Source organism: Plantibacter flavus, from assembly GCF_900177615.1.
Lineage (GTDB): Bacteria > Actinomycetota > Actinomycetes > Actinomycetales > Microbacteriaceae > Plantibacter > Plantibacter flavus.
Window position 1 is genome coordinate 283,006 of sequence record NZ_FXAP01000004.1, and the last position, 23,047, is coordinate 306,052.

A 23,047-nucleotide genomic window follows, 5' to 3' on the forward strand; every position below is an offset into this window, starting at 1 on the left:
AAGCCACAACCCGCCACTGGGCCGGCACGAGCGAGAATATTGGTAGTCATCCCGTGGCTGCAAGGCGGCGGCGCACAAGGGGCGCTGTTCGGACTGCTACGGATGATGCCGCGAGATCGAATCGACGCAGTAGTCCTCTTCGAGGGCAATCGTCACTTCGATGAGTTGTATTCGCTCGCTGCACACGTTCATCTTCTCGATCTACCTCGTAGCCCAAAGGGCATTCTCCACGCGAGAAAGGCCATCCGTCCGCTTATCAAGTCCTCGTCCTCGGTCTACTCACTAATGCGAGCGAGTCATCTGGTACTCGGAACACTCCCCCGTCTGGAGCTATCAGATGCCAACTTGGTCGCGACCTTCCATCAATTGCCAAGCCAGGACGGCACGGGTCTTCAAGGTAAAGTTGAGGACATCCTGGTCAGGCGTACTGCGACTAGCGCCCAGCTCGTGACGGCTCCTTCACGCAGAGCCGTCGCGGAGCTACGCGATCGGAAGTTTGCGTCGAACCCAGTTCTGGAGCGCAACCGGATATCTATCGACAGCACAGACATGGCTCCGCACCGGCAATCATGTACGGACCATGTGCGACTACTTTTTGCAGGCCGGCTCTCGGCTCAGAAGGGGCTCGATCGAGTTGCTAGGCTGCTCGCTGCCACTCAGACTCCTGTCCACCTCCGTATAATCGGTGACGGGGAGGATCGTCCCTTCGTCGAATCGCTCGCCGACAAATCACACGGGCATCACGTCGTAGAATATCGCGACCACGTGAGATCCGTTCAGTCACACCTTGACTGGGCAGACGCTTCATTCCTTCCCAGCCGGTGGGAACTGAACCCGCTATTTGTGTGGGAGTCCTGGGCACGCGGTCGCGGCGTCATCGCAAGCGACATAGACGTCTTTCAAGATCTGCAGCAGGAGGGACCACTGTGGACTTTCAGCTCACCGGACACGTTCGCCCAAGTCGTTCGGCACCTCAGCGCATCTGAAGCGCTGCGGCGGGACGCATTCGATCGAGGAGTTATAGCTGCGTCCCAATTAAGAGGAAAGAGCGAGATCATTGACCAACTCAACCGCTAACCCGCCTAAGGTTGTTTTGCTTCACGCGTACAGCCCGAAAAACGCCGGCGACGGCCTCCTCGTCCAATTGGCGGAGCAGCTGATAGCGGATTCGCTTGGAGCCACGGAAATTGTGGTGATTGCTGCGGACGCCTCGGCGTTCGCACGTGCTGATGTGACTCAATGGGGTGGCCCGATCGCCGGAAAGGCTGGCCTTTCGAGAAACCTCTCGATGGTATCAACCGTTTTCCTCGGACCATCCCGATCAATCCGCGCAGCTGTTACTAATGCCGACCTCGTCGTAGCAGTCGGTGGGGGATATCTTCGCGGAGGTCATTTCCTGGAGTCATTGAAGTCGCTCGGTGCTCACTACGGTCAGCTCAGGCTCGCGGCAACTGTCGGCGAGTTTGCCGTCTACCTGCCGCAAAGTATTGGGCCGTTCCACGGGATGTACCTAACTGCCATCCGAAGCCGACTGCGGCGAATCTCGGCCGTGATGGTACGAGACGACAGGTCGGCGCGGGATCTTGCTACCGTTTCGACGGTCGAGCGCATACCGGACCTCGCGGTGCTCGAAATCGCGAAAACCATCTCGAGATCTACACAGTCAATTCCTTCCGGGCCCCCGGTCGTCGTGGCCCGAAACTTGAAGAACCCGCGGCACTACTACGATCTACTCGCTCAGATGGCATCAACAGGCAGCTACGATTGGGCAGTGCAATCCGAGGTTGGCGCCAATAATGACCGCCCGCTGACGGAACGCCTCGCGAAGGATACCGTACCGACGCTCTCCCAGATATTCGAAGAACGGCAACCGCGGATCATTATCAGCACTCGTATGCATGGCGCCCTCTCTGCTCTGCTAAATGGCTTCCCAGCCATCCATCTCAGCTACGAGCGAAAGGGGTGGGGAGCCTTCGATGACTTAGGGCTTCCCGAGTACGTGCTTCCGGCACGTGACGCCCAGCTCGAAACCATCCGCAGTCTGGAGTTGAAGATCCTGGACGATCCTCAACGGTACTGGAATGCCGTACGCCTCAAGATGCCGGAGATCATTGCGCAACACGCCAGCGTCGTTCAGAAGCTTCGGGACACTGCTCGACGCCCCCAAGGCTCGACCGCTGAATCTCGCGACAAGTCGAAATCGCACCCCTCGTGAAGCGGCCTCGTCCGAAGGTCGTGCACGTCACCGAAGCTATGGGCGGCGGCGTCCAAAGCGCCATCGCACGCCTGATGAGCCTGATACCTGAGGCAGATACCGTTGCGCTTGTACGTCCACGTAGCGGCGAGTCTTCATATGTGATGCCTACAGGAGTAGACGTCAGACGATTCGACGGGCCACTCGCCCCATTCCTGCTCTGGGTGCGCAGAAACATCTCCGTCATTCGACCCGATGTTGTCCACTTCCACTCCAGCCTCGCCGGCCTGGGACGACTTCTCGTGCCAAAAGGCGCGCACGTAGTTTACTCACCACACTGCTTCGCTTTCGAACGAACGGATATCGGCCGGGCGCAGCGCGCTGCCTATGTCTGGGCGGAGCGTCTTCTCTCTCGGCAGACCGACGCATTTGTGGCTGTGAGCCCACACGAAGCCTCGCTGTGCACAGCTCTCGGAGGTCCGGCGGAAGTCCATTTCGTCCCGAACGTTGTCGTAGCGCCAGGGAACACCGCTACAGCGCAGACAGACAGAGTGGTGATGGTCGGCAGAATCGGCCACCAAAAGCTGCCTCGCCTCTTCGCAGATATCGCTAGCCGAGTCGGCGATCGCTCCCAGTTCGTTTGGATCGGCGACGGCGACACCGACGATCGCAAGTACCTTCGAGACGCCGGTGTCGACGTTACGGGCTGGCTGAGCAAGGAGGACGTTGCCAGACAGTTGGAAAGCGCCACGTTGTACCTACACACAGCGGCGTGGGAGTCTGCTCCGATGTCCATAGCGGAGGCAGCAGCGAGTGGCGTACCGGTCATTTGCAGAAATTTACCTGCCCTCGACTCTCTTGGTTACCCCCTCGGCGGTATAGAGGTAGGCGATCTCGCCGAGTCCGTCGTACGGTTTCTCGACGAGCCAAGCTACCGTGAAGGCATCAAGTCCGCAACGCGTTCTGCCGCACTGCGCTACACCGAATCCGATGCTCGCCTTCGGCTGGTAGCAGCCTACAATATCACTGACCTAGACCTGGCGTCCCATCCGGTCGATAAAGGGCCAGTTGACGAAGCGCCGCCATTTAAGGATGTCCTGAGATGAAACAAAAGAGATCTACGGACTATCTGAAGCTCCTGCGTGGAGGTGCTCCGGCACTCGTGAGTAGCGGCGTTGTGGCGGTTGTGCCTCTGACTGGTGCTCTATTTCTTTCAACTTCGGACTACGCTGTCTGGGCGCTCGTCTCGACCTTGTCCACTATATTCATCATCTTTGACTTCGGAACAACCAGCCTTGCCACAAAGCTGGCCGCCGAACGACGTTTAAGCAGAAACTTCGTCGCCAAGCTTGCGGCAATCACGGCCACTCCGCCGGTCATTCTTGGGGCTTGCGCGGTGCTGCTTTGGCCGTTGTACTCCCAACTCTCGGACATCACCAGCGCCCCAACCGACCGAGTGATGTGGCTGATCGTAGCTGTTTCCGCAGGTACAACAATGCGTAGCGTCGGCGTCGTGTTTGCCGCCATTTCACTTGGCCGGGAAAACTTCGGCAAGCGCACTGCGATCCTTCTCGCGGGGGCCTTGACTCAGGCAACGGCGACAGTGGCGAGCCTAGCAATGGGCACAGGGTACTGGTCCTTGGGCATTGGCGTAGTCGTAGGTGGTCTCGCACAGTTCCTGATTGGATTTCTGTGCGAGCGCAGAGGCGACAGTTTCTCCTCAGAAGATGGTATCGACCTAGGCTCACTACTAAAGCGCTTCGTCACCGTCAAAGGCCTCGCCACCGCGCTTGGCATTATTGCCACACAGCTCGACCGGTGGGCTCTCGGCCTCGTAGCGGACCCATCTCTACTCGCCACCTACGACATCTCAACAAGACTCGCTACGATTCCGAAGATTGCGCTGATTGCGCTGGCCGCCGGTCTCATTTCGGAGGGAGCCCGCACCGCTCGCCTCTCCGAGGCTCTAAGAATGCTGGCTAGTTCCCAGCGCATGGTCGGGCTCTTGTACATCGCGGCGGGTAGCGTGACCGGGACGATCGCCTGGATCATGCTTCAGGGCCGCGAGCCAGATCTGCTCGTGATCGGCATCATCGCCGTGGTCAGCATCGCGCAAGGTGCAAACGTTGTCACCATCTCCGCCACACTGCTGTTGACCGGCGCCGGACACCCGGAGTTCGAACTCCGATACTTGGCTCCGCTAGCCATCACATGCCTCGTCGCGTATGGCGCTGCAATTGGAACTGGCGAGCCGCTCCTCCTCATTGGGGGTTGGGCAATTGCGATGACCGCTACCTCTATCGGATTCATCATTCGAGCACCGAGATATATGACTGGAGTGTGGCCTAATGTTCACGAAGATCGGTTCGTTCCTCAGTCCGAGAAGGGCTCGCCTCGCGAAGTTTCGTGAGTTGCAGTCCCAAGGGCGAGTGGCGATTGGGCGTCATTCATACGCCATTCCAGTGCTAAAAACGTTCGCTAACGATTCAACCAGGCTGGTAATTGGCAACTTTACTTCACTGGGTCCCAGCGTAACCATCCTATTAGGCGGTAACCACCCAATAGACCGAATGACGACGTTCCCGCTGCGCGAGAAGCTAGGCCTTCCTGGTGCAGGAGGTGACGGCTTTCCATCCTCGAAGGGGGACGTGAGAATCGGCAACGACGTTTGGATCGGCTTCGGGGTAACAGTGGTTTCTGGAGTCACGATTGGCGATGGCGCCATTGTGCTGGCCGGAAGCGTCGTCACTTCAGACATCGCACCGTTTACAATTGCGGGAGGTGTTCCAGCGCGCAATATTCGGCCCCGATTTGACGCTGACGTAGCGAGGGCGCTGCAGGATATGCAGTGGTGGAATTGGGACGATGAGAAGATTAAGGCAAATGTTGAGATACTGAGTGACCGGATCGCCGAGGACGGTCTCAGGCTGCTCGCACTTCGAGGGGAACACACTTGAAGCAGACGGGCCGCAGGTCTCTTATTGACGGTGCGACCGTGGTATTGGCGGTTCTGGCCTGGGCGATTCCGGTCAATTACGTCACACTCTCGGGCGCGTGGGGTGTCTTCTCGCTGGCGACCACTACATTAGGAGCTCTCCTTGCAACAATAGTTCTTGCCCGTGCCGGAGCCACCCCGCTATTTCGACACCTAATACCGTTAGCCGTTCTCATTGGAATCGGCACCATGGTTGTTGGAGACGTCGCTTCAGTCGGGTTCTTTTTCGCGCCATTCCTGATGGGGGTTGGCCTGACCTTTGCATCGACCCGCGATACTCTTTATCGTATTCTCCTCGTTCTGCTCATTGTGGTGACGGCTACTCTAGCGATTGATTACATTGCGCGAGCCACGATAGTCTCTGAGTTCTTCGGCACGCCGCTTCGTTCGCTCGTCGATCTCGCAGGTTTCCGCGCTAGGGGCATTGTGGGGCAACCGGTGCCCGCAGCAATGATTGCCGTCAGCCTGGGCGCTGTCTGTTGGCTCTTGGCTGAGCATAACGTGTCAGGTCGAACGCGGCTGCAGGGACGGTTACTCTCGGCCGCCTGCGTCTTCGGCTCGTTACTGATGACCGGAACGAGGTCAGCGTTTTTGCTAACCATCGTGATGGCCGCCATGATTGCTCTTCGGTCAGTTGTGCAACGTACTGTTAGGCTGAGCCCGCTGGCTATGTTCGCCGGTATTTTGTCCGCGGGCGGGCTTCTGGCAGCTTGGCCATCCATTTCGACTTCGCTCGGCAATAGTCGGCTTTTCTCGTTCGCAGAGCTCGCCGGTTCAGACTCCGTCCAGGGACGCCTCTTTTCCAACGAGATCCTCGAGCGATGGGCGACAGGTTGTGATTTGACCTGCATAATTGCAGGCAGCGGTCCTCGGAGTCTGCAAAACGACCTGGGTTCATCGCTTGGCATTCTTGGCTTAACCACTGTGGACAATATGTACGTTACTGTATTATGGGATATGGGCCTAATAGGTTGTGCCATGTTACTGGCTGTCGCCATAATAGCGATAAGTTGCCTACTTAGTCGCCGCGCAGACATCGTCGCGATAGCTGGCGGAATCGGTATTACCTCCGTTCTGCTCTCTGGTTTCGTTTACGATGCCATCTATACTCGCCCCGTGCTCTTGCTTTTGGGTATTTTCTGCGCCATGACATACCGTGTTCGCTCACAAGCCCTCAATGAGGCTCGCCCTAGCATGCTTCAAACCGACACGAAGGTGGTTAGAATTGGGAACTGATGTCACGGTGTGCATAGTGCTTTTTCATACCGACCCCGATCTAGTGGAACGTTGTATATCATCGCTTGATCAAGCTCGAGATGAGTCCGGTCTCAAGGTCGAAATCGTGGTGGTCGATAACTCCGCCGAGCCTTCGCTTCGCGCGAGGTTCGAGAGCCGCACCAACGTGTGGATTGCAAGCCCAGTGAACTTGGGCTTCGGCGCCGCATCAAACTTGGCTCTCACTGAGGCGAAGGGTGATTTCGTACTGTTTCTTAATCCAGACGCCTCCCTCGGCGCAGGTGCTCTGACTGCTCTGCATGGTGTCGCCCAGCAGCATCGTGGTGATCTCATCGCCGGCTGGCTCGTCAGCGGTAGTTCAGTTCAGGTGGATGGACTCATGCACTGGTGGTCGTCTACGGGGCGCCTAATCAAGCGCCCGAGTTACAGACGCTATCTAGAGACCGCGGCAGTTGACCTCGTCTCTGTGCAAAAGGTGAGCGGGGGTGCGATGTTTGCGGACAGAGAGTTCTTGCAGCGCCTCGGGGCGTTCGATGAGCGCTTCTTCTTGTACGGGGAAGATGCGGATCTATCGCAACGCGTCTTGAAGGGGGGCGGCAAGCTATACGCGCTGCGCACTGCGCAAGTAGAACACGTAGGAGCCTCTTCGCAAGCCTCGCACTCAACCCTCGTAGAGCGGGCTCGCGCCGACGCCGCAATTCGTCTTGCAAGCTACCACCTACCCAGGGCTCAGAGTCTGCTTACTCGACTGGACCTTCTCGCCGTGACCATCATCGGACTCCTGCCTGGCCTGGGCCGCACCTCAGGATCCAAAGCAAGCCGTGCTGCCCGTTTGCGCGAGCTACGAAGATGGGGTGTCCGCCGCGAGGCCCCTCGATATTCGCCGGTGGAGCGATGAGCGGTCGGTTCCGGTCTCGGCTGTGGGCGTAATCTCTTCTAGCTTTGATCGCGGTAGGGGCGGTTTCTCTGGCTTCTCTCGCGATGCTACCGAGCGTGTGGGGACGTCCGTGTCATGGAACCGAGACCACACTGCGCTCACGACGCCCCTACCGTCCGCTTCATAGTCATGGCAGATTCGATCCGGCGCGACTGTGCGAGCTTGGAAGAATCTGTCGACACCCTCGAACTCGTCTGAATGGCCCATTTCGTCAAATTGGGAATCAGTCGGGTTGGAGACCCAGGGGTTGCCTAGCCCTTCGCCTGCGATAACACCCTGCGTGCTCCCTCCAGCTCGATTACCTTGGACGCTAGGGGGCAGAATTGTCGTCAGTGCTCCGGTGTCTGGGATGACGCGGGTCTATGCGGATCGGTGAGATGGGCGAGGGGAGGCACAAGTGACCAAAAGTGATGGCCCCGCGCAGCCAAAGGTGAGCGAGCCCTGCGGGGAACAGGATGCCCATCCCAAACGCCCCACTTCCCGCCGCGACTTCTTCCGCGCCGCAGGCTTCGGCGTCGCGGGTCTCGCTGCCGGGGGTGCCGTGGCCGGCGGGATCGCAGCCGCCACGGCGTCCAACCCGCAGGAGGACTACGGCTTCACGCCGCTCCCCAAGCGCAGCGAACCGGGGTTCGACCACGTCGTCGTCGTGATGTTCGAGAACCGCTCGTTCGACCACATGCTCGGATGGCTCTACCCCGCGGGTGGCGAGCCGGCCAGCCAGACCTTCGACGGCCTCGCCCAGGGCGACTACAGCAACCCCGGCGAGTCCGGCGAAGCCGTCCCCGCCCACGTCTACACCGGCCCCACCGACCAGATCATGGCGCAACCAGACCCGGACCCCGGCGAGTTCTACCCACACGTCAACACGCAGCTCTTCGGCACCATCGACCCCGAGAGCAACGGCGACCTCCGCAACCCGCTCCAGCCGCCGTGGAACCTCCCGGCCGACACCTCCTCCCCCAAGAACGACGGCTTCGTCAAGGACTACATCGTCAACTCCACGCTCGCCCGCGGCCGCAAGCCGACGCCCGAGGAGTACTCCGCCGTGATGGGCGGTTTCTCACCAGAGATGCTGCCGGTGCTGTCCACGCTCGCGAAGAACTTCGGCGTCTACGACCACTGGTACGCGGCGGTCCCCTCCCAGACGTTCTGCAACCGCTCCTTCTTCCACGCGAGCACCTCCCACGGCTACGTCACCAACATCGAGGGCGACGGCATCGGCAAGTGGTTGAGCGCACCGGCCGTCCCCACCGTCTTCAACCGACTCGAGGAGGCCGGCAAGACCTGGCGCGTCTACTACGACGCCCAACAGGTCGTGTCCCTCACCGGTCTCCTGAGCGCGCCATCCATCGAGCAGTACTGGAAGAGCAACTTCCGCAGCATGGAGCAGTTCCACGAAGATGCGGCCAACGGTGACCTGCCCGACTACGCGTTCGTCGAACCACGCATGGTGTTCGACCACAACGACATGCACCCGCCGGTCGTCCGCCCCGACAACCCGGGCCGAGACGACGTCGACCCCGAGCTCGACTCCGCCTACTCAGACATGCGCGCCGGCGAGCAACTGCTCGGCGAGGTCTACACGGCGATCAAGCACGGGGCGTCGACCACCGGTTCCAACGCGATGAACACGGTCATGCTCGTCACCTTCGACGAGCACGGCGGCATCTACGACCACGTCGCACCACCTGAGGCGACCCCGCCGTCGGGCAAGCCGGAGGCGGGCGAGATGGGCTTCACCTTCGACCGCCTCGGCCTGCGGGTGCCGGCCATCGTCATCTCCGCGTACACGAAGGCCGGAAGCGTCATCAACGAGGAGATGCATCACGGCTCACTCATGAAGACCCTCGCCGAGCTGCACGGCCTCGATCCGTTGACCGAACGCGACCGCACCGCCACGAGCATCTTCAACGCCGTGAACCTCACCTCACCGAGGCAACCGGTGCTCTGGCCGACGGTGACGCCCGCCTACGTGCCGCCGAACCCCGAGGCGAACGCCCGTGCCGACAAGGACAAGGACCGCAAGCGACCACTCACCCCACCGGCCCTCGGACTCATCGGGATCCTCCTCGCGAAGTACGAACCCGGGGCCCCACTGCCCGACAACTACGCCGACGCGTACGAGGTGCTGACGAAGCACGGTGAAGGGCTGTTCGGCACGCGGGACTGAGTGGGCGGGGCTGCCCTTCGACAAGCTCAGGGACCGGAGCGGATCGCGACGGATTCGAACGCTCCGATTCTCCGCACCGCTCTGGCCTCTGCGCACCCCGCCTTATCCTTGAGCATCCTCCCGGCCTGAACACCCCACCTGATCCCGGAGCACCCACCCGATCCCGGAGGCCCCTCCCGATCCCGGAGCCCCCTCCCGATCCCCGAGCACCCCTCCCGATTCCTGGGCACCCCGCCCGATCCCGGAGCACCCCACCCGATCCCGGAGCCCCCTCCCGGTCCCCGAGCACCCCTCCCGATTCCTGGGCACACCGCCCGATCCCTGGGCACCCCACCCGATCCCGGAGCCCCCTCCCGATCCCGGGGCACCCACCCGATCCCGGAGCCCCCTCCCGGTCCCTGAGCTTGTCGAAGGGTGGCAACCTCCGTCGAGGTGCGACCTCAGAACTCGACGTCTGCCACCAGCGGGAACTCGGTGATCGGCTCTTCGCCCCACGGGGCGAGTTCCAGGTACGTCGGCCGGTCGTCCTCGATGAAGAGGAGTAGGCACGCGTTCGACGTAATCGCCTCGAGGACCGTCTGACGCGTCGGGGCCGGTCGGCCGCCGCTGTCGGGAGTCAGGTCGATCGAGGGACAGGTGCCGCACCCGCACATCCCGTGCACCATGACGCCTGGAAGCTGTCCCGCCCACCGTTCCCGATCAGAAACAGCGACGGCCCGGTCGGCACCGTGCTCCGTACCGCGGGCGATCAGTGCGACCAGGAGGTCACGCTCACGGACGGAGAGGGGGCGCATAGGGCGAGTGTACGCGGGGCACTCGAACGCCCCCCTCCCCGGCCGAACCTACCGACGCGGCAGCACGCAACACATGCTGGTTAAATATCCCAGATCAAGGGCACAATCGGTCGTCCTTCGAATGTCGGTGGCTCATGTTTGGATGGTCCCATGTCCAGCAGCCCACGCGTTCCCCTTGGTCCGGTCTCCGCCGACCCCTTGGGCACGCTGGGCGAGACGGTGTCCGAGCTCCTGCGCACCTGGTCGGGCGCGCTCGACCCGATCCGACCGGGCGACGACGCCATCGAGCAGCTCGCCGGCATGAACGACGCGGGCGTGGTCCGCGTCCTCGACCAGCTGGGTGCAGTGCAGCACGTCGTCGAGGTCCTGGCAGCACGTGTCATGGGCTCGGTGTCCGAGCGCTCCCGAGGCGGCATCGTCGGCCACGACCCGCTGGCCCGCAGCCACGGGTATGCGACGCCGGCCGTCATGCTCTCGGAACGGTGGCGGATGCCTCGCGGACGCGCCGCCACGATCACCTCGGTCGGCCAGGCGATCACCCCCAAACGCGCCCTCACCGGTGACGTCATCGAGTGCGACCGCCCCGAGATCGCTGCCGCCATCGAACCCCGGCCCGCCGTCGACGCACCCTGCCTGCCGCTGTCCGAAGGCGACAACCCGACGTGCACGGTCGACCACGATGAGGCGACCACCCCATGCGGCTTCGTCCGGTCCGCACTCAGCGTCGAGGGCGCGGGCATCCTGCTGCGAGAGCTACGGCTCGTGAGCTCCGGTGTCGACGCCGAACGCGTCCACCGTTCCGTCAGCGCCGGCATCGAGCACTGCGACGGCGCGCCGCTCGCCGAGGTCAGCAGCCTCGCCAAGCTCGTCCGCACCGGCCTCGACCAAGACGGCCCCGTGCCGCGCGAGATAGCGCTCCGGAAGCAGCAGCGCTGCACCCTCCGCGAACTCCCCGACGGCATGACCGAGCTCCGCGCCTTCCTCGCACCCCAGGCGGCGGGATGGATCCGCGCGACGATGGACGCCGTCGTCGGTAAGCAGCTGCGGCAGGTACGGTTCGTCGATCCATCGGCTGACGCCGCCGCAACTCCTGACGCAGGCGACGCGCTGCCCTCCGCCGATCCGTTCGACGACGCCTACGTTCCAGCCGCAGAAATGCCCGACACCCGCACGATGGACGAACGGCGGGTGGAGGCACTGGTCGAGGTCTTCCGCCACGCCGCGGGTTGCGAGACGGCGGTCATGGAACTGGCGCCCGTCTCCCTCATCATCCGCATGGACGAACCCGATCTGGCCGACGCCAGCCCCTGGTCCGACGGCAAGGCCTTCATCGACGGCGTCTCGGAACCGATCACCGCCGGTACGGCACGACGCATGGCGGCGGACGGCCGCATCATCCCCATGGTGCTCGGCGGGCCGTCCCAGGTGCTCGACCTCGGCGTCGGCACACGATTGTTCACCAGAAACCAGAAGCTGGCCCTCGCCGAACGCGACGGTGGGTGTGCCTGGACCGGTTGTACCCATCCACCGTCGTACACCGAGGCCCATCACCTCGTCTGGTGGTCACGGGGCGGACCGACCGACCTGTCCAACGGCATCCTGCTCTGCGGCTTCCATCACCATCGCATCCACAACGACGGATGGGAGGTCGTCGTGCGCGACCACGTGCCCTGGTTCATCCCACCCGCGCATGTCGACCCGCATCGCATTCCACGACGCGGCGGCAAACCGAGGCTGCGAGCCGCCTGACGACGGCACGCTGCGTGACCCCGCCGCGCCACGGTGGGCGCCCTGCGCGCGCCGGCACCTGATCGCCAGCCGCGACCTCCCTGCGGATTCGCTCCAATCCACGTCCCTCCCTGCTCCGAACCCGAATCGCGCAGTATTGCGCCATCCAACGAAGGAGCACTTGCACAATGACGTCACCGCTCAAACGATCACTCGCAGTTCTGGGCGTCATCGCGCTCAGTGCCGCCGGTATCGCGCTCACGGGCCTTCCCGCCCAGGCGCTTCCATCCTCGGCCACCATCGCAGCGCCCGACTGCGCCGTCCCAGCCGCCGCCACCGTCAGCATCTCGGTCAGCAACGCAGCCGACGACGCCACCGACCTCACCTACAAGATCGTCCAGGACTACGGCACCGTCCTGTTCGACAACGTCACGCTCGCTCCTGGCGAGAGCGACGACTACGTCATCCCCGTGACCGAAGACGTGTCCACCCCGCTCCAGGTCATCGACGTCACCGGTGGCGTCATCGCCGGTGCCGTGCAGACGGCGAACTGTACACCGAACTTCAGCCCGACGGCCACGGCCACCATCGGTGAGGCCAGCTGTGTCCTCCCCTCGGGTGGCATCGTGCCGCCCTCGCCCGGGTTTCTCTGGACCTTCGACAACTCGTCCGGCGTCGGAGCGGCGGATTACGAGTTCGTGAAGAACGACACGGTCGTCGAGAGCGGCACGCTCGCGGCCGGTGAGACGCGAAGCTACGCCGCATCGCTCACCCCGAACGAGAGCGGCACGTCGGCGATCCGATCGGTGGACGCCGCAGGTGACCCCGTGGTCGTCGCCACCGGCTCATTCGACCTCGACTGCGAGCCGGGCCCGGCCCCGACGGGCGCCGTGACCGACGCATCGTGCGAGATCCCGACCGGAGGTGTCCTCGTCCCCACCATCCCGGGCGTCGAGTACACGTTCGACAACAGCCTCGGCACGTCCGACGCAGCGTATGCGTTCCTCGACGGCGACACCGTGGTCGAGAGCGGAACCGTGGCCGAGGGCGAGACGAGAGTCCGATCCTGGTCGTTGACCGAAGACCTCGAGACCGTCGTCTCCGTCACGGCTGAGGACACGTCCGGTGAACCGGTCGTCCTCGACTCCAAGACGGTCACGTTGGACTGCGTCGCGAACACGCCGACGATCGTCGCTCCCGCCACCGATGCCGTCGTCACCACCCCGACGACGACCATCAGCGGCACCGGCGACGCGGGCGAGACCATCACCATCGTGATCACCCCGGCGAACGACGACGCGACTCCGGTCGAACAAGCCGACGCCTTCGCCGCAGCAGCGGTCGCGGTCCCCGCCACCCTCACCACGACCGTCCAGGCCGACGGCACGTTCTCCCTCCCGGTCGAGCTGGCCGACGGCGCGTACCTCGTCTCGGCCTCAGCGACCCGCGCGGCGAGCGCGAGTGGCGTCGTCCCGGAGAGCACGTCGCCGTTCTCAACCCCGACGGCGTTCTCCGTGGCGATCGCCGCTCAGCCGGGCACGACTCCGGGCACCGGCGGTGGGACCACCGTCTCCCCGGCCGGCTCGAACGCCGGCGGTGGGAACGGGACGCTCGCGAACACCGGCGTGGAGGCGGCTCCCTTCGCCGCTCTGGCCGCGATGCTCCTCCTCCTCGGTGGAGCGGTGACCGTGCTGATGCGACGTCGCGCGGCCTGACCACACCAGGCGACCCGTTCGCCGACCGAGACCCGCCGAGCGCACTCGCGCTCGGCAGGTCTCGTCGTGACACCGGAGGACCGAACCGACAGGAATCGGTGCATGGAACCGTGACGTCGAATCGACCCAATCCGGCCGGGACACTGCTCCGAACAAGAGGTTCCGGTCATTTTCGTTACCCGAATGCGCAAATGGTCGGCGCGCAACGCCTGGTCCGAGCGGCCCGGCCGATGCGACCGGGCGGAGCACAGCAACGGGGCTGCCGCTCCGCCCTTCCCTCCCGCCCTCGAATCGAGCGGTCTCCCGAGCCCTTCGACAAGCTCAGGGACCGGGGGTATCGGTCGCTGAGGCTGTCGAAGTACACCACGCTGCACCCAGCCGGCCGCAGCAGCCATCCGTGGGCCCCTCGACAAGCTCAGGGAGCGGGCGCGGTCACTGAGCGTGACGACGTGTCAGCACCCCTGCGACAGCACGAAGCCCCGCCCTCGACCGGAGTCGACGACGGGGCTTCGCAGGGTGAGACTAGGCCGTGACCTGCGCGCCCTTGCGGCGAGCAGCTGCGAACAGCATGCCGGCAGCGCCGAGGAGCAGCAGCGCGGCAGCGCCACCGACGAGGACACCCGAGTCCGAGCCGGTGTCAGCCAGCGTCGGGACAGGGGCGCCAGCGGCGACCGGGTCAGCGATGACGGCGATCGCGTCCTCGGCGAAGACACCCGCGCTGTCAGTCACGCGGAAGGTGTACGTACCGACCTGGATGCCCTCGCCCACGAAGGTGAGGTCAGCTACGGCGAAACCACCGTCTGCGTCGGCGATGACCGTGTCGCCACCGTCAGCGGATCCGAAGACCTCGCCGTTGGGGTCGATGACGCTGATCGTCAGGGTGTCACCCGGAGTGAAGCCCGTGACAGTCACCGCGAAGCCTGCACCGCCGGGGCGGACGTCGGAGAAGTAGATCGTGTCGGGGTCGACGACCACCAGCGGGTCGAAGACCGGAGCGACGACCGGAGCGGCGAAGTTGTAGGTGTCGCCGTCGAACGTCACGGACTGCAGCGTGTCGACCGTGCCGGCGTTGGCGAGCACGCCGAACGAGAGCAGATTGAACGAACCGAGAGCCGCACTGAGCTCGTCGACCGTGTAGACGGCGTCGTTGGCGATCCCCGGGACGGTCTCGCTGGCGACCCAGTTGCCGCCGACGTTCGCAGCACCCGGCAGCTCCGGACGGAGCGTGGTGAAGGTCGTGTCGTCGCCGTCCGCGAACACCGGCACCTGGAAGTACAGGCTGTCCGACACCGAGGCGTAGCTGGCGGACTCGACGAGCTGTGCGAACGTGACCCCGACGCCGTCGACGGCGACGCCGCCGGTCTCGTTGTAGCCGTAGATGATCTGCGAGTTGCCGGTCATGGTGAGGCCAGCATCGCTGAGCGTCGCGGGGGCACCAGGCGTGGCATACCCTTCGTGCCAGCCTGCGTAAGCCCCTGGCTCGATGCTGCCCTGAATCTGGTCTGCGGTGACCTGGATCTCAGCTGCGGATGCGGGTCCGGCGATGAGGAGGGTGGATCCGGCGACAACTGCGAGGCCGGTGGCGAGAGCCGCAGTGCGGCGTGACGTCTTCAAATTCACTGAGGTGAGTACTTTCGTCTAGGGGTCCGACAGGCGCGACGTACCTGTTGGTTTTCTGAGACTAAGCGGATTCCCAGGGAAAGTTAATAGGGGGAACCACTCATTCTTTTGTCCTCCGCACGGGGGACACGCGGGCGAGGGTCGCCCAGCGGCCCTTCGACAAGCTCAGGGACCGGGAGAGGTACTCAGGGACCGGAAGAGGAGCCCGGGGCCCGATCCGGTCACTGAGCCTGTCGAAGTGCGCCCGAGGAACCCGGTCCGACGTGGGGGCACCCATCGGCCCTTCGACAAGCTCAGGGACCGGAAGAGGTACTCAGGGACCGGAAGAGGAGCCCGGGGACCAATCCGGTCACTGAGCCTGTCGAAGTGCGCCCGAGGAACCCGGTCCGACGTGGGGGCACCCATCGGCCCTTCGACAAGCTCAGGGACCGGAAGAGGTACTCGAGGACGCCTTCGGTCACTGAGCTTGTCGAAGTGCGATCAGGGACCGGAGGAGGTACTCGGGACGCCTTCGGTCACTGAGCTTGTCGAAGTGCGCTCCGGGACCGGAGCAGCGGGACTACGCGAGGGCGGCGACCGTCTGCCGGGCGATCTCGAGTTCCTCGTTCGTGGGGACGACGAGGACGGTCACCGGGGAGTCGTCCGTCGAGATCACCCGGATGCCACGAGCACGCTCGGCGTTGCGGTCCTCGTCGAGGATGATGCCGAGCCCTTCGAGCCCCTGCACCGCACCCGCGCGGATCAACGGCGCGTTCTCGCCGACACCGGCGGTGAACACGACGACGTCGAGGCCACCGAGGACCGCGAGGTACGCGCCGAGGTAGTGACGCAGGCGGTGAACGGTCACGTCGAGCGCGAGCTGCGCCGCTTCGTCGCCCTTCGACGCCGACTCGGTGACGTCGCGCATGTCTCCGGTACCCGACAGCCCCAGCAGTCCACTGCGGCGGTTGAGCAACGTGTCGAGCTCATCGAACCCGAGCCCCGCCTTGCGATGCAGGTGGAAGAGCACCGCGGGGTCGAGGTCGCCGGAGCGCGTCCCCATGACGAGTCCTTCGAGCGGCGTCATGCCCATCGAGGTGTCGACCGAGCGGCCGCCGTCGATCGCGCACGCCGACGCACCGTTGCCGAGGTGGAAGACGATCTGCTTCAGCTCACCGAGCGGACGGTCGAGGAACGCCGCAGCCGCCTCCGACACGAACTTGTGCGAGGTGCCGTGGAAGCCGTACCGACGCACGCGGTGCTTCGCGGCAAGCTCCGCGTCGATCGCGTACGTGTACGCCGCGGCCGGGATGGTCTGGTGGAACGCCGTGTCGAACACCGCCACGTGCGGGACGTCGGGGAACGCGACCTGTGCCGCGTTGATGCCCTGCAGGTTCGCCGGGTTGTGCAGCGGGGCGAGCTCGGAGATGTCCTCGATGTTGATCTTCACCAGGTCCGTCACCACCGTCGGCTCGAAGAAGCGCTTCCCACCGTGCACCACCCGGTGGCCGACCGCGATCGGCGCATGCTCGTCGAGTGACGGCCCGTGCTCGGCGAACGCGTCGAGCATGACCCGGAACCCGGCCGTGTGGTCGGGGATCGCCCGCTCGATGACCCAGCGCTCCTCGATGGGCGGCGTCGTCGCACCCGCGGCATCCGGGAGGTACGACCGGTGCTCGGCGGCACCCGTCGCGTCGCCGATGCGTTCGACGAGTCCGCTGGCGAGCGTCCTCTCCGTCTCGACATCGATGAGCTGGTACTTGAACGACGAGGAACCGGAGTTCACCACGAGGACGGTGGGCATGTGCGTCTGGACCTATTCCTGTTCCTGCGCCTGGATGGCGGTGATCGCGACCGTGTTGACGATGTCCTGCACGAGCGCGCCGCGCGACAGGTCGTTGATCGGCTTGTTGAGCCCCTGCAACACCGGACCGATCGCGACGGCGCCAGCGGAACGCTGCACCGCCTTGTACGTGTTGTTGCCGGTGTTGAGGTCGGGGAAGATGAACACCGTCGCGCGGCCGGCGACCTGCGAGTCGGGCATCTTCGTCGCGGCCACCGCGGCGTCGGCGGCGGCGTCGTACTGGATCGGCCCCTCGACGAGGAGGTCGGGCCGACGCTCACGCACCTGTCGGGTCGCTGAGCGGACCTTCTCGACGTCGGCGCCCGCACCGGAGTCACCGGTGGAGTACGACAGCATCGCGATGCGCTGCTCGATCCCGAACTGCTCCGCCGTCTCGGCCGACGAGATCGCGATGTCGGCGAGCTGGGCGTCGGTCGGGTCGGGGTTCACGGCGCAGTCGCCGTAGACGAGCACGCGGTCGGCGAGCGCCATGAGGAACACGCTCGACACCACGGAGACGCCGGGCTTCGTCTTGATGATCTCGAACGACGGCCGGATCGTGTGCGCCGTCGTGTGGGCGGCACCCGAGACCATGCCGTCGGCGAGCCCGAGGTGCACCATCATCGTGCCGAAGTAGGAGACGTCGGTGACGGCGTCGCTCGCCATGTCGATCGTGACGCCCTTGTGCGCTCGCAGCCGGGCGTACTCATCGGCGAACTTGAGGCGCAGGACCGCGTCGAAGGGGCTGACGATGGTCGCCTTGCTGAGGTCGATGCCGAGCTCGATGGCCCGTGACCGCACCTCGATCTCCTCACCGAGGATGGTGAGGTCGGCGACCTCACGGGCGAGCAGGGTGCCGGCCGCACGGAGGATGCGGTCGTCGTCGCCCTCCGGCAGGACGATGTGCTTGCGGTTCGACCGCGCACGTTCCAGCAGTCCGTACTCGAACATGAGGGGCGTGACGACGTCGGCGCGCGCCACGTTGAGCAGCTCGAGCAGGAGCGGTGCGTCGACGTTCTGCTCGAACAGCGCGAGCGCGGTGTCGTACTTGCGCTGCGAGTCGGCGGCGAGACGGCCGCGAGTGTTCATGACGCGGACCGCGGTGTCGTAAGTGCCGAGGTCGGTGCTGACGATCGGCGGGATCTCGCCGAGACCGGAGATGAGCTCTTCCACGACCTCGGGCAGCGGGAACCCACCGTTGAGGACGATGCCCGCGATGGACGGGAACGTGCCGGAGGCGTTGGCCATGAGTGCGGCGAGCAGCACCTCGGTGCGGTCGGCGGGGATCACGATGACGGATCCCTCGGTGATGCGCGGGAGCACGTTGACCATGGACATCCCCGCCACGACGACGCCGAGCGCCTCGCGTGTGAGCAGCTCCTCGCTGCCCTTCACGAGGGTGCCGTCGACGGCCTCGAGGATGCTGTCCATGGTCGGGGCGATGAGGAAGGTGTCTTCGGGGATGGCCCAGACGGGGACCATCGCGGCACCGGCGGCGTGGCCGGCCGGTGCGACGACGGAACCGTTCGCGGAGCCGTTCGGGTGGATGGCGTCGCTGATCGCGGCGGTGATCTCGAGGAGCTTGTCTGGATCGGCGCGGTTCGCGACCACGGCGAGCAACTGGGCGTGGGCGTCGGCGAGCTCGCCCAGGGCGAGTTCGGCGATGTTGCGCATGTCGTCGGGCGTGCGGGCGACGGACTGGCCGAGCTGCTCCCCCGCACCCTGACCGGCGCGGCCGCCGAGCACGAGGAGGACGGGTGCGCCGAGGTTGGTGGCGATCCGCGCGTTGTAGCCGAGCTCCGTCGGGCTGCCGACGTCGGTGTAGTCGGAGCCGAGGATGACGACCGCGTCGCACTGCGCCTCGATGTGCTTGTACCGCTGGACGATGCGCGAGAGCGCCGCCTCGGGATCGGTGTGCACGTCGTCGTAGCTGACGCCGATGCAGTCCTCGTAGGCGAGGTCGACGCCGTCGTGCTCGAGCAGCAGCTGCAGCACGTAGTCGGGTTTCGTCGTGGACCGTGCGATGGGGCGGAACACCCCGATCCGCTCGATCTGATGGCTCAGGGTGTCGAGGACCCCGAGGGCCACCGTCGACTTCCCGGAGTGTCCTTCGGCAGAGATGATGTAAATGCTTCGCGCCACGGTTTCCAGCCTACGGGGGCGGGCTCTGCGGGGGCTGGGTAAGCGCACAATGTCGTCCTCGCGGGGAGCGGTAGCAGCGAATCCGGCCCGGGGCAAGCCTGGATATCCGCCGTCATGAATGTTGCGGCCAGCGCGACTGCGGGAATGGTTGGCAATGGAAACGCTTACACGCTCGACAACCGCGACGTTCCGCCGAAGTGGCCGCCGATCCCCGCGCTACACCCGCGTAGCGTTGCGCTGACCAGGCATTTTTGTCGATTAGCCAATTTCCGCTTGGGGGCCGAAAGCTCTCAGGGAACTGTTAGCTTCTCCCGCAGGGCAACCGACATTTGACGGACGCCCGGTCCGGTCAGAACACCCGTCCAAGAACACGGACGCACTGCACAGTCGCACGCGCCTGTCATCCCGGACGACCCAAACCGACTCCCGAACCCAAGGAATGCTCTTGTCACGACACCTGTCCTGGCGGAAGGCACTCGCCGTGCCCGCCGCCATCGCTCTTGCCCTCGGCGGCGCGGTGCTCACCGCAGCACCGGCCTCCGCTGCCGAAGCCGGCCTCACAGTCACCGCGCCGGCTCAGAATTCCACCGTCGACTCCCGCACCGTCACCGTCACCGGTTCCGTGTTCGGCGGCTCGACCGTCATCGTCTACGCGGCGGACGGCACCACCCCGCTCGCTCGGACCAACGTCGGCGGCAGCTTCGGCCAGCCCATCGACTACAGCGTCCAGCTCCCGACGTACGCGGACGACGCAACCGTCGCCCAGAACATCAAGGTCGGTGGCCTCTTCGGCGGCAGTGGCATCCCGCAGGTCCCCGTCGACTTCTCCCTCCCGGCCGTCGCCCCCGTCTTCTCGGTCACGAGCCCGACCGAAGGCCAGGAGCTGGGCTCCCGCACGGTCACGTTCACCGGTACCGGCACCGACGGCTCCACCGTCAACGTGCTCGACACCAACGGAGACCGCGTCCCCGGCACCACCGCCGCCGTCGTCACGGGCGGCCAGTGGACCACCACCGGCACCTACGCCGACGACGCAGCCGTCGCCCAGACGGTCAACGTCAACCAGCTGACCGGCGGCGCAGGCCGCGGCGAAGAGACCGTGAACTTCACGCTCCCGACCACCGTGCCCGCGCAGACCTTCGCGGTCACGAGCCCGACCGAAGGCCAGCAGCTGGGCTCCCGCACGGTCACGTTCACCGGTACCGGCACCGACGGCTCCACCGTCAACGTGCTCGACACCAACGGAGACCGCGTCCCCGGCACCACCGCCGCCGTCGTCACGGGCGGCCAGTGGACCACCACCGGCACCTACGCCGACGACGCAGCCGTCGCCCAGACGGTCAACGTCAACCAGGTCACCGGCGGCGCAGGCCGCGGCGAGCAGACCGTGAACTTCACGCTCCCGGTCAACACCGTCCTCGGCGCTCCGAGCATCACCAGCCCGACCGAGGGCCAGACGGTCGTCGGCGACCGCGTCACGTTCACGGGAACCGGCGAGCCCGGTGCCTACATCGGTCTCCTGACCGTGCCGACCGCCGCCCTCGACGAGGTCTCCGCGAACGCCCGAGCTGCAGCCGAGCCGGCCGACCCCGCCGACGACATCCTCGTCGACGAGAACGGTCAGTGGAGCGTCACGCTCGCCTTCGCACCGAACGCGTACACGACCGTCGCGATCCAGAGCACCGTCCCCGCCCCGACCGAGGTCGACCAGATCTCGGCACCGTCCGAGCCCGTGTCCTTCACCCTCGCTGCGGCCCCGGCCGCTGTCGCACCGGGTGCAGCCACGCCGCCGGCAGCCAACGCCGGGAACTCCCTCGCGTCGACCGGTGTCGACGGCACCGCGTTCATCGGTCTCAGCGCCCTGCTGATGCTCGGTGGAGCCGCTCTGCTCGTCGTCCGGAAGCGTCGCGCACAGCTCAGCTGATCTGACGCACTCCCGAGCCCCGGGGTCCTGCCATGCGCAGGGCTCCGGGGCTTTCGCGTGCTTCCGCAGTCGCAGGAGATCGGCGCGAGAGCAGGAGGAAGCGGCGCCGGATGTCCGGCTGCGAGGCGGATGTCCTGCTGTGACGCGGACGGGCCGATCGTGCCGGGCCGGAGACGGCCACCGCACGCACCGCACGCACGAAAAGACTCCCCGCGCACCCGCCAGAGCCCGGTTACCCTTGCTGCGTTTCCGCCCTGGGGGAGTTGGCCTGGATGGCGCCACGCGGGGAGCCGTCACCCAGTGTACCCGAGCCGCGACCGGGTTGCGTACGCCCCGGTTGAGGCGTTGACTGGCGGATCTGGGAGCACTGGCCCCAGACCACCGATCGACCGCCGTCCCCACGAACGGACGGCGCACCGATCGGGACCGCATCGAACGAGAGGACTCACATGACCGACGTCGTCATCGCCGGAGGACACGGACAGATCGCCCTGCACCTGCAGCGACTGCTCGCCGAAGCAGGACACTCCCCCGCCGGCATCATCCGCAACCCCGAGCAGGTGGGCGAGCTCCAGGGCATCGGCTCCCGAGCCATCGTCCTCGACCTCGAGCACTCCTCGGCAGCAGAACTCGCCGACGAACTGGCCGGGGCCGACGTCGTCGTGTTCGCGGCGGGAGCCGGCCCGAACAGCGGCGCCGACCGCAAGCTCACCCTCGACCGCGACGGCGCCATCCTCCTCGCCGAGGCGGCCGAGCTCGCCAAGGTCCCTCGCTACATCATGGTGTCGGCGATGAGCACCGACGACTTCGACCCGGAGTCGAACGACGTGTTCCAGGTCTACCTGCGGGCGAAGTCCGAGGCCGACGCCGACCTCCGCGGGCGCGACCTCGACTGGACGATCGTCCGTCCGGGCGGCCTGACCGACGACGCCCCGACCGGCACGATCACCGCCGCGACGACCACCGACCGCGGCTCGATCCCGCGCGCCGACGTCGCCGCCGTGCTGTTCGCGCTCATCGAATCGGGTGCGGCGTCCCGCACGCAGTTCGAGGTCATCGGCGGCGAGACCCCGATCCGCGAGGCGCTCTCGGCGCTGTAGGCCAGTCCGGCTCCTGAGCTTGTCGAAGGGCGGCACCGGCACAGGCTCGGTGAACGGATCCCCGTTCCCGGGCCTGTCGTCGTCTCCGGAAGACCCGGTCCCCGAGCCGGTTCTCGGTCCCCGACCCTGTACCCGGTCCCTGACCCGGTACCCGGTCCCTGAGCCTGTCGAAGGGCACCACGAGAAGACCCCACCCTTCGACAAGCTCAGGGACCGGAACGGAGGCGGGCAACGAACACCGGCCACTGCGCCTGTCGAAGTGCACACGGGAGACACCACCCTTCGACAAGCTCAGGGACCGGAGAAGGTTCCAGGGACCGGAACGGGAACGGGCGACGAACACCGGTCACTGAGCCTGTCGAAGTGCACACGGGACACACCGCCCTTCGACAAGCTCAGGGACCGGAGAGGGTTCCAGGGACCGGAGAAGACTCCAGGGAACGGAGACGGGCGACGAACACCGGTCACTGAGCCTGTCGAAGTGCACACGCGAGACACCGCCCTTCGACAAGCTCAGGGACCGGGGAGGGTTTCAGGGACCGGAGAGGGTTCCAGGGACCGGAACGGGGACGGGCAACGAACACCGGTCACTGAGCCTGTCGAAGTGCACACGCGAGACACCACCCTTCGACAAGCTCAGGGACCGGAGAAGGTTCCAGGGACCGGAACG

General features: G+C 65.3%; 16 protein-coding genes and 1 other RNA gene. 12 read left to right on the forward strand and 5 right to left on the reverse strand.

Going from position 1 to position 23,047, the window contains the following annotated elements; genetic code table 11:
- Nucleotides 1–549 precede the first annotated feature (549 nt).
- The 8 genes from B9Y95_RS21190 (at nt 550) to B9Y95_RS13855 (ending at nt 9,532) form a co-directional block, all read left to right on the forward strand.
- Complete coding sequence (locus B9Y95_RS21190) at nt 550–1,077, forward strand: glycosyltransferase (RefSeq protein WP_412458829.1); 528 nt, start codon at nt 550–552, stop codon at nt 1,075–1,077.
- Nucleotides 1,058–2,215 carry a polysaccharide pyruvyl transferase family protein gene (locus B9Y95_RS13830; protein WP_085512536.1) on the forward strand — a complete coding sequence of 386 codons (1,158 nt, stop codon included), beginning with the start codon at nt 1,058–1,060 and terminating at the stop codon, nt 2,213–2,215. The genes B9Y95_RS21190 and B9Y95_RS13830 overlap by 20 nt, the downstream gene beginning before the upstream one ends.
- 20 nt (nt 2,216–2,235) lie before the next feature.
- Nucleotides 2,236–3,300 carry a glycosyltransferase gene (locus tag B9Y95_RS13835; RefSeq protein ID WP_143736486.1) on the forward strand — a complete coding sequence of 355 codons (1,065 nt, stop codon included), beginning with the start codon at nt 2,236–2,238 and terminating at the stop codon, nt 3,298–3,300.
- The gene (locus B9Y95_RS13840) at nt 3,297–4,604 is read left to right on the forward strand and encodes a lipopolysaccharide biosynthesis protein (RefSeq protein ID WP_143736488.1); all 1,308 of its coding nucleotides are present in this window, start codon (nt 3,297–3,299) and stop codon (nt 4,602–4,604) included. Before B9Y95_RS13835 ends, B9Y95_RS13840 begins: the two co-directional genes overlap by 4 nt.
- 160 nt (nt 4,605–4,764) lie before the next feature.
- Entirely contained in the window at nt 4,765–5,151 is a 387-nt protein-coding gene (locus tag B9Y95_RS20890; protein WP_200811420.1) for a CatB-related O-acetyltransferase, read from the forward strand.
- Complete coding sequence (locus tag B9Y95_RS20895) at nt 5,148–6,425, forward strand: hypothetical protein (protein ID WP_170169561.1); 1,278 nt, start codon at nt 5,148–5,150, stop codon at nt 6,423–6,425. The genes B9Y95_RS20890 and B9Y95_RS20895 overlap by 4 nt, the downstream gene beginning before the upstream one ends.
- Complete coding sequence (locus tag B9Y95_RS21195; protein WP_085512546.1) at nt 6,367–7,323, forward strand: glycosyltransferase; 957 nt, start codon at nt 6,367–6,369, stop codon at nt 7,321–7,323. Before B9Y95_RS20895 ends, B9Y95_RS21195 begins: the two co-directional genes overlap by 59 nt.
- Nucleotides 7,324–7,792: 469 nt before the next feature.
- Nucleotides 7,793–9,532: an alkaline phosphatase family protein gene (locus tag B9Y95_RS13855; RefSeq protein WP_085512548.1), complete on the forward strand. Its 1,740-nt coding sequence runs from the start codon at nt 7,793–7,795 to the stop codon at nt 9,530–9,532.
- 440 nt (nt 9,533–9,972) lie between these two features.
- Here the strand turns inward: B9Y95_RS13855 and B9Y95_RS13865 are convergent, their stop codons facing one another.
- Nucleotides 9,973–10,326 carry a hypothetical protein gene (locus tag B9Y95_RS13865; protein ID WP_085512550.1) on the reverse strand — a complete coding sequence of 118 codons (354 nt, stop codon included), beginning with the start codon at nt 10,324–10,326 and terminating at the stop codon, nt 9,973–9,975.
- Between the two features lie 150 nt (nt 10,327–10,476).
- On the opposite strand from B9Y95_RS13865, the gene B9Y95_RS13870 reads away from it, so the two are divergent.
- Both B9Y95_RS13870 and B9Y95_RS13875 read left to right on the forward strand, forming a co-directional pair.
- A complete protein-coding gene (locus tag B9Y95_RS13870; RefSeq protein WP_085512552.1) occupies nt 10,477–12,075 on the forward strand; it encodes an HNH endonuclease signature motif containing protein in 1,599 nt (532 codons plus the stop codon).
- Nucleotides 12,076–12,242: 167 nt separating this feature from the next.
- The gene (locus B9Y95_RS13875) at nt 12,243–13,769 is read left to right on the forward strand and encodes an LPXTG cell wall anchor domain-containing protein (protein WP_085512554.1); all 1,527 of its coding nucleotides are present in this window, start codon (nt 12,243–12,245) and stop codon (nt 13,767–13,769) included.
- 522 nt (nt 13,770–14,291) lie between these two features.
- Here B9Y95_RS13875 and B9Y95_RS13880 read toward each other — a convergent pair.
- The 3 genes from B9Y95_RS13880 to pta form a co-directional block, all read right to left on the reverse strand.
- The gene (locus B9Y95_RS13880) at nt 14,292–15,383 is read right to left on the reverse strand and encodes a hypothetical protein (protein WP_085512556.1); all 1,092 of its coding nucleotides are present in this window, start codon (nt 15,381–15,383) and stop codon (nt 14,292–14,294) included.
- Between the two features lie 565 nt (nt 15,384–15,948).
- Nucleotides 15,949–17,172 (reverse strand): acetate/propionate family kinase, encoded by a 1,224-nt coding sequence (locus B9Y95_RS13885; RefSeq protein WP_085512558.1) that lies wholly within the window; start codon nt 17,170–17,172, stop codon nt 15,949–15,951.
- Nucleotides 17,173–17,184: 12 nt separating this feature from the next.
- A complete protein-coding gene (gene pta / locus B9Y95_RS13890) occupies nt 17,185–19,353 on the reverse strand; it encodes a phosphate acetyltransferase (protein WP_085512560.1) in 2,169 nt (722 codons plus the stop codon).
- Between the two features lie 445 nt (nt 19,354–19,798).
- Between pta and B9Y95_RS13895 the strand changes: the two genes are divergently transcribed.
- A complete protein-coding gene (locus tag B9Y95_RS13895) occupies nt 19,799–21,277 on the forward strand; it encodes an LPXTG cell wall anchor domain-containing protein (protein WP_143736492.1) in 1,479 nt (492 codons plus the stop codon).
- A 198-nt stretch (nt 21,278–21,475) separates the two neighbouring features.
- Here B9Y95_RS13895 and ffs read toward each other — a convergent pair.
- Nucleotides 21,476–21,572, reverse strand: an RNA gene (gene ffs / locus B9Y95_RS13900) — signal recognition particle sRNA small type.
- A 154-nt stretch (nt 21,573–21,726) separates the two neighbouring features.
- On the opposite strand from ffs, the gene B9Y95_RS13905 reads away from it, so the two are divergent.
- On the forward strand, nt 21,727–22,377 hold the full coding sequence (locus tag B9Y95_RS13905) for an SDR family oxidoreductase (RefSeq protein WP_085512564.1): 651 nt from the start codon (nt 21,727–21,729) through the stop codon (nt 22,375–22,377).
- Nucleotides 22,378–23,047 lie beyond the last annotated feature (670 nt).